The sequence below is a fragment of the Nocardioides sp. dk884 genome, assembly GCF_009557055.1.
Taxonomy (GTDB): Bacteria; Actinomycetota; Actinomycetes; order Propionibacteriales; family Nocardioidaceae; genus Nocardioides.
The window spans coordinates 3,385,550-3,396,324 of the sequence record NZ_CP045649.1 but is presented as its reverse complement, the minus strand read 5'-3'; the positions used below and the strand labels follow the sequence as shown (position 1 = coordinate 3,396,324).

General features: G+C 72.1%; 9 protein-coding genes. 5 read left to right on the top strand and 4 right to left on the bottom strand.

Going from position 1 to position 10,775, the window contains the following annotated elements:
* Window positions 1-28: 28 nt before the first annotated feature.
* The gene (locus tag GFH29_RS16305; RefSeq protein WP_153324833.1) at window positions 29-1,390 is read left to right on the top strand and encodes an HtaA domain-containing protein; all 1,362 of its coding nucleotides are present in this window, start codon (window positions 29-31) and stop codon (window positions 1,388-1,390) included.
* Window positions 1,391-1,770: 380 nt separating this feature from the next.
* On the opposite strand, the gene GFH29_RS16300 is transcribed toward GFH29_RS16305, so the two are convergent.
* The 4 genes from GFH29_RS16300 to GFH29_RS16285 all read right to left on the bottom strand — a co-directional run bounded on the left by GFH29_RS16300 (window position 1,771) and on the right by GFH29_RS16285 (window position 4,331).
* Window positions 1,771-2,337: a TetR/AcrR family transcriptional regulator gene (locus GFH29_RS16300; RefSeq protein ID WP_153324832.1), complete on the bottom strand. Its 567-nt coding sequence runs from the start codon at window positions 2,335-2,337 to the stop codon at window positions 1,771-1,773.
* Window positions 2,338-2,346: 9 nt separating this feature from the next.
* A complete protein-coding gene (locus tag GFH29_RS16295) occupies window positions 2,347-2,988 on the bottom strand; it encodes a TetR/AcrR family transcriptional regulator (protein ID WP_153324831.1) in 642 nt (213 codons plus the stop codon).
* A 5-nt stretch (window positions 2,989-2,993) separates the two neighbouring features.
* The gene (locus tag GFH29_RS16290) at window positions 2,994-3,794 is read right to left on the bottom strand and encodes a purine-nucleoside phosphorylase (RefSeq protein ID WP_153324830.1); all 801 of its coding nucleotides are present in this window, start codon (window positions 3,792-3,794) and stop codon (window positions 2,994-2,996) included.
* A gap of 84 nt (window positions 3,795-3,878) precedes the next feature.
* Entirely contained in the window at window positions 3,879-4,331 is a 453-nt protein-coding gene (locus GFH29_RS16285) for a gamma-glutamylcyclotransferase (RefSeq protein ID WP_153324829.1), read from the bottom strand.
* 69 nt (window positions 4,332-4,400) lie between these two features.
* On the opposite strand from GFH29_RS16285, the gene lpdA reads away from it, so the two are divergent.
* The 4 genes from lpdA (at window position 4,401) to GFH29_RS16265 (ending at window position 10,716) form a co-directional block, all read left to right on the top strand.
* Window positions 4,401-5,810: a dihydrolipoyl dehydrogenase gene (gene lpdA / locus GFH29_RS16280; RefSeq protein WP_153324828.1), complete on the top strand. Its 1,410-nt coding sequence runs from the start codon at window positions 4,401-4,403 to the stop codon at window positions 5,808-5,810.
* A gap of 62 nt (window positions 5,811-5,872) precedes the next feature.
* Window positions 5,873-7,267 carry an NAD(P)H-quinone dehydrogenase gene (locus tag GFH29_RS16275; RefSeq protein ID WP_228387911.1) on the top strand — a complete coding sequence of 465 codons (1,395 nt, stop codon included), beginning with the start codon at window positions 5,873-5,875 and terminating at the stop codon, window positions 7,265-7,267.
* A gap of 126 nt (window positions 7,268-7,393) precedes the next feature.
* The gene (locus tag GFH29_RS16270; RefSeq protein ID WP_153324826.1) at window positions 7,394-8,605 is read left to right on the top strand and encodes a SpoIID/LytB domain-containing protein; all 1,212 of its coding nucleotides are present in this window, start codon (window positions 7,394-7,396) and stop codon (window positions 8,603-8,605) included.
* Window positions 8,606-8,928: 323 nt separating this feature from the next.
* The gene (locus GFH29_RS16265; RefSeq protein ID WP_153324825.1) at window positions 8,929-10,716 is read left to right on the top strand and encodes a peroxidase family protein; all 1,788 of its coding nucleotides are present in this window, start codon (window positions 8,929-8,931) and stop codon (window positions 10,714-10,716) included.
* The last annotated feature ends 59 nt before the right edge of the window (window positions 10,717-10,775 follow it).

The window sequence follows — 10,775 nt, the reverse complement described above, 5'->3', positions numbered from 1 at the left end:
GCTCCACCCTCCCGCTGAAAGGAACCCCATGACCCACCTGACCCGAGGCCGCCGCTTCGCGGCCCTCGGCGCCACCGGCGCGCTCGTCGCCGCCGGGCTCGCCATCGCCCCCGCCGCCCAGGCCGCGGAGACCGCCCCGACCCTGCGCTGGTCGATCTCGCAGCAGTTCGTCGAGCACTTCACCGCTCCCTACGTCCCCGGCACCGCGATCACGGCCACCGAGGGTGCGACCTTCGCCGACGGGGCGATCACCTTCGCCGCGGAGTCCGCGGAGACCGTGGGGGACCTGACGACGCTGACCTACGGCGGCAGCGTCCTGGGCGCCTTCGGCACGATGTACTCCGTCCGCGTCGAGGACCCGGCGATCACCGTGGACGAGGCCGGCGACGGGGAGATCACCGCGCTCGTGTCGGGTACGCAGGGCGCGCCCGCCGAGCCGGCAGAGACGACGCCCGCCCGGGTCACTGTCGCGGAGTTCTCGGGCGCCACGCTCGTGGACGGCACCCTGAGCGGCACCCCCGCGTGGGAAGGCGTACTGACCGCCGACTCCGAGACCGCCGTCGCGCTCGGCCTCGCCGCCGGCAAGCCGGTCGACGGCAAGGCTTTCCACCCGGAGTTCCTCGCCCAGCTGACGCCGGGCGTCCGCGCGCACTTCCATGCGAGTGGTGCCGCCTCGGACGCCAAGAAGGCCGTCGCCGCCTTTGAGGCCGACGTGGCCGCTGCCGCCCCGAGCATCACCACCTCCATCGCCGGCGCACGTCCCTCCTCGGGCCTCGACCTCAAGGTCACCGGCAGCGGCTTCAGCGCCACCGACGGCAACCCGGGCGACAACGGCGTCTACGTGGGTGTCGCCCCGGCCGGCGCGGAGATCGACTTCGACGACATGGACGCCGGCATGGCGCAGATGGTCGGCATCGACTGGGTCACCGGCGACCAGATCGTCGACGGGTCCTTCACCCGGGTCGTGAACGTCCCGACCGCCAAGCTGAAGAAGGGCACGAAGTACGCCCTCTACACCTGGCGCGCGCACACCCACTCGACCACGTCCCAGGACACCGTCACCCCGGTCTCGATCCCGTGGGCCCGCCTCGCCAAGGTGAAGGCCAAGACCAAGGTCGCCCTGAGCAAGCCGACCACCAAGAAGGCCGGCAAGGTCGCGGTCACCTTCGGCGGCAAGTACGGCAAGGCCACCGGCAAGGCCAAGGTCACCGTGAAGAAGGGCGCCAAGAAGGTCGGCGCCGTCCGCACGGTCACGCTCAACAAGGCCGGCAAGGTCAGCGTCAAGCTCGCCAAGGCTAAGAAGGGCAGCTACACCGTCACCGTGAAGCTGCTCGCGACCCCGGACTACAAGGCCACCGTGGTCAAGCGTCAGTACAAGGTCACCAAGTGACGCGCTGACCCCGTCACCCGCGACGGCCCCGGCACTCCGCGAGAGTGCCGGGGCCGTCGTACGTCCGGGCGCGGACGCCGCCGCCCCCTGGCTGCGCGTTATCGCGCAATTGTTGGGCAAAGTACCTGCGGTGGCTCGGGGGCGGTGTTTATCCGCGCAATTGCGCGGTTTGTGACCGCAACCCGCGCCGCCCCTGCCCCTGCCAGTCGGCCGGGAACGGTACGCCGCCGGCGGCCGCTGGCTGCGCGTAACAGCGCAATTGCTGGGCAAAGTACCTGCGGTGGCTCGGGAGCGGTGTTTATCCGCGCAATTGCGCGGTTTGTAACCTCCACCCGCCCGCCAGCGCCCGCCGCCGCCACCACGGGCGGCGAGACAGAAGCTCAGGCGTCGGCGCCGACGCCGCGGAGCACGAACCGCTCGATCGCGTCCGAGGGCAGGTGGCGCGGGCTGAGGCAGGCGTGGATCAGCGACATGGTGCTGTCCAGGTCGACGATGCGGAACTGTCCGCCCTCCGTGCCGGCCACCAGGATGCGGCGCAGCACGTCCTCGACGGCGACGACGTGGCCGCGGATCGCACGGCGGGCCTCATCGGAGAGCAGGCCGTAGACCTGGGTGCCCAGGCCCATGTGGAACTGCTCGCCGGCCGCGAGCTGGTGGCGCAGGTAGACGCGCAGCTGTTCCTCGGGCTCCGCGATCCCGTCGAGCAGGTCGTCGAGCTGCTCGAGGTAGCGCGCGGTCTCGTGGCTGGCGAACGCCACCATCACCGCTTCCTTGTCGGGGAAGTGGTGGTAGATCGCGGTGCGGCCGATCTCGGCGCGCTGCGCGATCGCGGCCATCGAGATCGCGTCGAAGCTGTGCTCGCCCATCAGCGCGGCGAAGGCGTCGAAGACCCGTCGGTGCAGCAGCTCGCGGTGCTGCTGCAGGGAGTCGCCGGAGATGCGGGGCACGGACGCAGGCTATCTGGTCGACGCACGAGGCGCCGCGACGCTGAGCATCGCCAGGCACATCGCCTTGAGGTCGGCCTCGAAGGTCTCGTCGTCGAGCCACTCGATCTGCGGGGAGTCCACCCGGCCCTTGGCCCGCTCGGCGACCGCACGCACCGCGAACCCGATGGTCAGGGTCGTCCGCAGCTCGCGCACCGCCGGGGGCAGCTCGGCGAGCTGCTGGTCCAGCAGTCGGGAGACCTCGTAGACCCGGGTGCTGGCGATCACGTCGTAGACCGCCGGCGGGAGGGAGGTCTCGGACTGCGTGGCCAGCAGCTCGGCGACGATGCGCAGGAAGCACTGGCCCTTCCACCCCTGGGCGGCGAGGGCCACGGCCGGCTCGACGAAGGCATCGACCAGCGGCTCGAGCTCGCCCGGCCGGGCCTCGGCGCGGGCGAGCAGGTCGCCGACGTACCCCCGCAGGAACTCCACCTGCTCCTCCAGGACCGCCACGAGCATCCCGGCCCGCGAGCCGAAGTGGTAGTGCACCGCGCCACGGTTGCGCTGGCCGGCCTGCCGGGTGATCTCGAGCAGCGAGGCACGTTCGACGCCGTTCTCGGCGAACGCCCGGCAGGCGGCGTCGATGAGCGCCTGGCGCGTGGTCTCGGAGGACATCGGAGTCAGATCCGGGGGACGATCCGGCCGAGGAGGTCGCCCATGCGGGTCGCCGCAGCGCGCCCGGCCTCGAGGACCTCCTCGTGGTTGAGCGGCTGGCCGCTGATGCCGGCGGCGAGGTTGGTGACCAGGCTGATGCCGAGCACCTCCATGCCGGCCTCGCGGGCCGCGATCGCCTCGAGGGTGGTGCTCATGCCGACCAGGTGGCCGCCGATCGCGCGGACCATCCCGATCTCGGCGGGGGTCTCGTAGTGCGGGCCGGGGAACTGCACGTAGACGCCCTCGTCGAGGCTCGGCTCGACCTCGCGGCACATCGCCCGCAGCCGGCTGGAGTACAGGTCGGTGAGGTCGACGAAGTTCGCGCCCTCGATAGGGGAGCGGCCGGTGAGGTTGATGTGGTCACTGATCAGCACCGGGGTGCCGGGGGACCAGGTCTCCTTGAGGCCGCCGCAGCCGTTGGTCAGCACGATCGCGCGGCAGCCGGCGGCGGCGGCGGTGCGCACGCCGTGCACGACGGCCGGGACGCCGCGGCCCTCGTAGTAGTGGGTGCGGCTGAGGAACACCAGCAGGTTGCGGTCCCCGGCGCGCACCGAGCGGATCTTGCCCGAGTGCCCCGCGACCGCGGCGGCGCTGAAGCCGGGCAGGTCGGTGGTGGCGATCTCGGCGGTGGCCTCGCCCAGTGCGTCGACGGCGGGGAGCCAGCCGGAGCCCAGCACGAGCGCCACGTCGTGACGCTCCACGCCGGTGAGTTCTGCGAGCCGCGCGGCGGCTTCGTCGGCCAGGGTGTAAGGAGACTGCTCGTTCACCGAGGCAGCGTACGCCCGGCGCGGGGCTGGACGGAGATTCGTGGACGCGGGAGGGGTGTGCTCACCAATTCCCGGTGCCGCGGGTCACAGCCCGGTGGAGCGGCACGGGCGCCGCCGCAGCGCCGCGACGTAGTCCGCGGGCGCGTCGGCCGCCTCGGCGGCGTCGGCGAGCACCCCGAGGTACGACGCGGAGGGCAGCCCGCCCTCGTAGGCGTCCAGGACGTAGGTCCAGGTCACCACCTCGCCGGTCATCGTCGCGACCCGCACCTTGGTCTTGCGGTAGAGCCCGAGGTCGGCGGCCTCCCAGCCGTCGAGGTTGGACTCGTCCTCGCGGGTCACGTCGTACACCGCCACGAAGACCTGCTCGAAGGGGTCCTGCACGATCGTGGACAGCGCGCCGTCCCAGCCGTGCTCCTCCCCGCCGAAGGTCAGCCGCCAGCCCTGCAGCCAGCCGGTCGTGCGCAGCGGCGAGTGCGGGCAGCGCTCGCCCATCCGTGCGGGGTCGAGGTTGGTCCCGTAGGCGGCGTACAGCGTCACGTCCGACAGGTTAGTGCCCGCCGCGGGCCGCCTTGGGGTGACGCACGCGACAGCCCTACGCTAAGGCCCGTGAGCTCCCACTTCGATGTCCTCGTCCTTGGTGCCGGCCCCGGTGGCTACGTGGCCGCGATTCGCGCTTCCCAGCTCGGCAAGTCGGTTGCCGTGGTGGAGGAGAAGTACTGGGGCGGTGTGTGCCTCAACGTCGGCTGCATCCCGTCCAAGGCGCTGCTGAAGAACGCCGAGCTCGCGCACACGCTCACGCACGAGAAGAAGAAGTACGGCATCGAGGGCGACGCCACGATGGCCTACGGCCCCACCCACGCCCGCTCGCGCCAGGTCTCGGCCGGCATCGTCAAGGGCGTCCACTTCTTGATGAAGAAGAACAAGATCGTCGAGATCGACGGCTGGGGCACCCTGCAGGGCGAGCGCGACGGCAAGCAGACCATCGAGGTCAAGGGCAAGGACGGCGTCACCACCTACACCTGTGACGACCTGATCATCGCCTCCGGCGCGACCGTGCGGATGCTGCCCGGGATGAAGCGCAGCGCCAACGTCGTGACCTACGAGGAGCAGATCCTCGACTCCGAGCTGCCCGGCTCGATCATCATCGGCGGCTCCGGCGCGATCGGCGTCGAGTTCGCCTACGTGATGAAGAACTTCGGCGTCGACGTGACGATCGTGGAGTTCCTGGACCGGATGGTCCCCACCGAGGACGCCGACGTGTCCAAGGAGCTGCTCAAGCACTACAAGAAGCTCGGCATCAAGGTGCTGCTCTCCACCAAGGTCGAGAACGTCGAGGACACCGGCTCCGGCGTCAAGGTCACCGTCAGCCCCGCCCAGGGCGGCGACAGCCAGGTCCTCGAGGCCGACAAGATGCTGGCCGCCTTCGGCTTCGCCCCGCGCCTGGAGGGCTACGGCCTGGAGAACACCGGTGTGGAGCTGACCGAGCGCGGCGCGATCGCGATCGACGAGTACGGCCGCACCAACGTCGAGCACGTCTACGCCATCGGCGACGTGACCGGCAAGATGATGCTCGCCCACGTGGCCGAGGCCATGGGCATCGTCGCGGTGGAGACCATCGCCGGCGTCGAGACCATGCCTGTCGACTTCGACATGGTCCCGCGCGCGACGTACTGCTCCCCGCAGATCGGCTCGTTCGGCTACTCCGAGGCGCAGGCCAAGGAGCTCGGCTACGACGTCAAGACCGCGACCTTCCCCTTCGCCGCCAACGGCAAGGCGCAGGGTCTCGGCGAGGCGGTCGGCTTCGTCAAGGTCGTCGCCGACGCCGAGCACAACGAGATCCTCGGCGCGCACATGATCGGTCCCGACGTGACCGAGCTGCTGCCGGTGCTCACGCTGGCGCAGAAGTGGGACCTCACCGCCGACGAGGTGGCCCGCAACGTCTTCGCCCACCCGACGCTGACCGAGGCGGTCAAGGAGGCCGTCGAGGGCATCGCCGGCCACATGATCAACTTCTGACCCGTCTCGACACCGACACGGTCAGCAGCACCAGGAAGCAGGAGCGCGAACACACGATGGCGATTGACCGGGCAGTGATCCTCGGCGGCGGCCCCGGCGGGTACGAGGCGGCGCTGGTCGCCGCACAGCTGGGAGCCGAGGTCACGATCGTCGACTCCGACGGTCTCGGCGGCTCCGCCGTGCTCACCGACTGCGTCCCGAGCAAGACCCTGATCGCGACGGCGGAGGTCATGAGCGACCTCTCCGGCGCCGCGGAGCTCGGGGTCTCGTTCGCCGACCAGGGCGGCGGCACGGCCACCGAGATCCGCGTCGACCTCGAGCGGGTCAACGCGCGGGTCAAGCAGCTCGCGGCCGACCAGTCGCGCGACATCCACCGCCGCCTGACCCGTGACGGCGTCCGCATCGTCTCGGGCCGGGGCCGTCTCGACGGTCCCGGGCGGGTGATCGCCTCGCTCGCCGACGGCGGCGAGGAGACCATCGAGGGCGACGCGGTGCTGGTCGCCACCGGCGCGGCCCCGCGCACCCTGCCCTCCGCGCAGCCCGACGGCGAGCGGATCCTCACCTGGGAGCAGGTCTACGACCTCACCGAGGTGCCCACCGAGCTGATCGTGGTCGGCTCCGGTGTCACCGGCGCGGAGTTCGCCAGCGCCTACCTCAACCTCGGCATCCCGGTCACCCTGGTCTCCTCGCGCGACCGGGTGCTGCCCGGCGAGGACGCCGACGCGGCGACGGTGCTCGAGGACGTCCTGCGCCGCCGGGGCATGACCGTGCTCTCGAAGTCGCGGATGGAGTCGGTGCAGCGCGACGGCGACGTCGTCACCGTCACCCTCACCGACGGCCGCAAGGTCCAGGGCTCGCACTGCATCCTCGCGCTCGGCTCGGTGCCGAACACCCAGGGCATCGGCCTGGAGGAGGCCGGCGTGCTGCTCAAGGACGGCGGCTTCGTCTACGTCGACCGGGTCTCGCGCACCTCCGCGCGCGGGGTGTACGCCGCGGGCGACTGCACCGGCGTGCTGATGCTCGCCTCCGTCGCGGCCATGCAGGGCCGGATCGCGATGGCGCACTTCCTCGGCGACGCCGTGCACCCGCTCAACCTCAAGGCGGTCTCCTCCAACGTCTTCACCGCCCCGGAGATCGCCACCGTCGGCATCTCCCAGCAGGCGGTCGAGAACGGCGAGATGGACGCCGAGACCATCATGCTGCCGCTGTCGGGCAACCCCCGCGCGAAGATGCAGGGCGTCCACGACGGCTTCGTGAAGCTGTTCTGCCGCGTCGGCACCGGCATCGTGGTCGGCGGCGTCGTGGTCGGCCCGCGTGCCAGCGAGCTGATCCACCCGGTCTCGATCGCGGTCGCGGAGTCGCTGACCGCCGACCAGCTGGCCGGCGCGTTCACCGTCTATCCCTCGATGAGCGGCTCGGTCGCCGAGGCGGCGCGGCGCCTGCACCGGCGCGGCTGACCCGCCACCCGACGTACCCTCGCGCACGCCGGGGCCGCCCCGCGGCCTCGGCGTGTCGCCCGGATCACTGGTACAAACGGCCGGGACCGACGTACCGCGGCTCCGGCCGCTCGTCCCGGGAGTGACATGTCACCTCGTCTTCGCATGCTCGTCGCCGGCATCGCGGTCGGCATCGGCCTCGCCGTGATCGCCGCCCTGGTCCCCGCGCTGCCCGCAGGGGCCGTCGGCAGGGCCGAGGAGCCGCCGCAGCGCGCCAAGAAGCTCGCCTCGGTGACCTTCGAGGGCCGCGGCTACGGCCACGGCAAGGGCCTGTCGCAGTACGGCGCGAAGGTGGCGGCCGAGAAGGGCGTGGGCTACCGCGAGATCCTCGACTTCTACTACCCCGGCACGACCTGGGGGAAGGCGGCCGGCAAGGTCTCGGTGCACATCACCGCCGACACCAGCGACGACGTCCTCGTCGATGCCCGACCCGGGCTGAGCGTCACCGGCCTGGGCGCCGGACGCACCTGGGACCTCTCCCAGGCGCGCCCCGCCGCGAAGCGGTGGCGCCTGGTGGCGGCGGGTGCGACCCGCACCCGGGTGGACTTCAAGAAGCGCACCGGCGCCTGGCGCACCTGGCGCACCGTCGCCGGCGACGCCCAGTTCGCCGCCGGCAACCGCCCGGTCACGCTGCGCACGCCCAGCGGCGCCGTGGCCTACCGCGGCGCGCTGCGCTCGGCCAGCGCCCAGCCGGGGACCCGCACGCGCGACACCGTCAACATCGTGACCCTGCACCACTACCTCAAGGGCGTGGTGCCCCAGGAGGTGCCGGCGCTGTGGAAGGCCGACGCGGTGCGGGCCCAGGCGGTCGCGGCGCGCACCTACGCCGCCTTCGAGCGGCGTCGTCCGCTCGCCCGGCACTACCAGATCTGCGACACCACCAGCTGCCAGGTGTACGGCGGCGCCTCGGCCGAGCACCCGGCCTCCAACGCGGCCATCGACGCGACCCGCGGCGAGGTGCTGCTGCACGGCGGCACCCCCGCCTTCACCCAGTTCAGCTCCAGCAACGGCGGCTGGACCATGGGCGGGCAGTTCCCCTACCTCCAGGACCGCGAGGACCGCTGGGACCCGATCAACCCCTGGCGCGCCACCGTCTCGGCCGCTGACTTCGAGCGGGTCTGGCCCGGCCTCGGCCCCCTGCAGTCGGTGGCGGTCACCGCCCGCAACGGCAACGGCACGTGGGGCGGGCGGGTGAGCCGCATGCGGATCGTGTTCCGCGACGGCGCGGTCACCCCGACCGGCGACCAGGTGCGCTCCTACCTCGGGCTGCGCTCGACCTGGTTCCGCCCGGTGGGCTGAGCCGTACGGCGGGGTCGGGGCGCCTCCCCACCACAGATCCGCGCGACAGGGACGAAACGGCACGTCAGTTCCCCACAACAGGGGACGTGACGCGCAGCCAGGTGCCATCGGTCTAGCGCGGTGGTTGCGGTGCCGGTGGCCGCGGTGGAGTCTCGAAAGATCGCCCGGGCGAGCACGCCTCGGTCGAGATCCCCGAAGAGTCCCAGGTGCCGGCACGGGTGGCCGGCCTCGGCTCACCTCTGTGTGCGCCCGGCCCTGCGGCCCCGCGGTCGCCGCTGCGGCGACCTCCTGGAGAGCCCCCACCCGACCCCGAGGGTCCCGTCATGACCACATCCACCACGCCCGCCTCCACCCCGGGGGCACCGGCCCCCGACTTCGACGCCCGCGCCCACCCGCGCTACGTGCTCGGCCACCTCCATCACGGTGGTCACGCCGTCCCCGACACCGCGCCGCAGGCGCAGGACGCCGACCGACGCGACGCCGGGGTGTCCCTGCTCAGCGCTGCGCTCCCCGCGGAGTCCGAGCCCCGGACGACCGCGTTCGACTACCTGTTCCCCGCGCTCGTGGGGAGTGCCGACTCCCACCTCCCGGCCGGCACCACCGAGGTCCGGGCCACCGTCGTACGCGCGCTGCGCGACCTCGGCGCCGGGATGGTCGAGGACCCGCCCTCCTCGCTCGACCCGCTCCAGGGCCAGCACAACTCGGTGAACCCGCCCGTCTACACCTACTGGGGTCAGTTCATCGACCACGACATGACCGCCGCCACGGAGAGCGACCCGGTCGCCTTCGACCTCACCCGCGACGACCTCGCACCCCTGGACCCGGACGTCGTCCGGACCGCGATGCGCAACCTGCGCCACCCCGCCCTCGACCTGGACTCGCTCTACGGCGACGGCCCGGCGCTGGACGGCGCGACGACCCAGGCGGCCGGCTTCTACGACGGGATCCGGTTCGCGCTCGGCGAGGCGGCCGTGACCACGACCGATCCGGCGGGCTCGATCCCCGGGCAGCGGATCCCACCGGTCGACGACCTGGCGCGGGACCTGCCGCGGGACGGCTCGGTGGCGCGGATCGGCGACGGCCGCAACGACGAGAACCTCATCGTCGCCCAGCTGCACGTGGCCCTGCTCCGCTTCCACAACGCGGTGGTGGACTGGGTGGAGGCCCACGAGCCGGCGTACGGCCAGAGCCCGGCGCAGACCTTCGCCCGGGCGCGGCAGCTGGTCACCTGGCACTACCAGTGGCTGGTGGTCCACGACTTCTTGAAGACCGTGTGCCTGGCCGGCATGGCCGACCAGGTGCTGCTGGCCGGCCCGCACCACTTCCACGCCTCGAGCTCGACGCCGGTGCAGCCGCTGGAGTTCTCCGGCGCGGCATACCGCTTCGGGCACAGCATGGTGCGCGACGTGTACGACTTCAACCGCAACTTCGGGAGGGGCGCGGGGGTGCTGCCCGCGGCGCCGTTCTCGCTGCTCTTCGCCTTCACCGGCGGCGCCGTCCCGCCGTTCCGCGGTGACACGGCGGTGCTGCCGTTCAACTGGATCATCGAGTGGGACCGGATGGTCGACAAGGGCAGCACGGTGCCCGACCAGTTCGCCCGACGCATCGACACGCGGCTCGCGCCGACCCTGCGCGACCTGGGCAACGAGGGCAACAGCCCGGAGCTGTCCCCGTCGATGCGGCAGATCCAGAAGCGGCTGGCGGTGCGCAACCTGCTGCGCGGCTACCTGCTGAACCTCCCCACCGGGCAGGCGGTGGCCGAGGCGATGGGCGCGGCCCCGTTGGCCCCGCAGCAGCTGCTCCAGGACAACCCGGTGACGGTCAACGACGCGCTGCGCGCCGAGGGCGCGGACCTGCTGACGCGTACGCCGCTGTGGTTCTACGTGCTCAAGGAGGCCGAGGTCCAGGGGAACGGCAACACCCTGGGCGAGGTCGGCAGCCGGATCGTCTGCGAGACGATCATCGGCCAGGTGATCGCCGACCCGTACGGCTTCCTGGCGTCTCCCGGGGGCTGGTCGCCGGCGGCCGGGGTCCGCTTCGAGGACGGCGGCGTGATCGCGACGATCAGCGACCTGCTCCGCTTCGCCGGCGTGCTCCCGGCGGCCGCGTAGCGCCGTCCCGTGCGGTAGTCCGACACACCAGGGTCGTGGATCGCGCGATTCACGACCCT

Excerpts from the sequence above, each read along its gene's own strand:
- GFH29_RS16295 (WP_153324831.1), bottom strand. The coding sequence starts at position 2,988 with ATGTCCTCCGAGACCACGCGCCAGGCGCTCATCGACGCCGCCTGCCGG.
- GFH29_RS16305 (WP_153324833.1), top strand. The coding sequence starts at position 29 with ATGACCCACCTGACCCGAGGCCGCCGCTTCGCGGCCCTCGGCGCCACC.
- GFH29_RS16265 (WP_153324825.1), top strand. The coding sequence starts at position 8,929 with ATGACCACATCCACCACGCCCGCCTCCACCCCGGGGGCACCGGCCCCC.
- GFH29_RS16270 (WP_153324826.1), top strand. The coding sequence starts at position 7,394 with ATGTCACCTCGTCTTCGCATGCTCGTCGCCGGCATCGCGGTCGGCATC.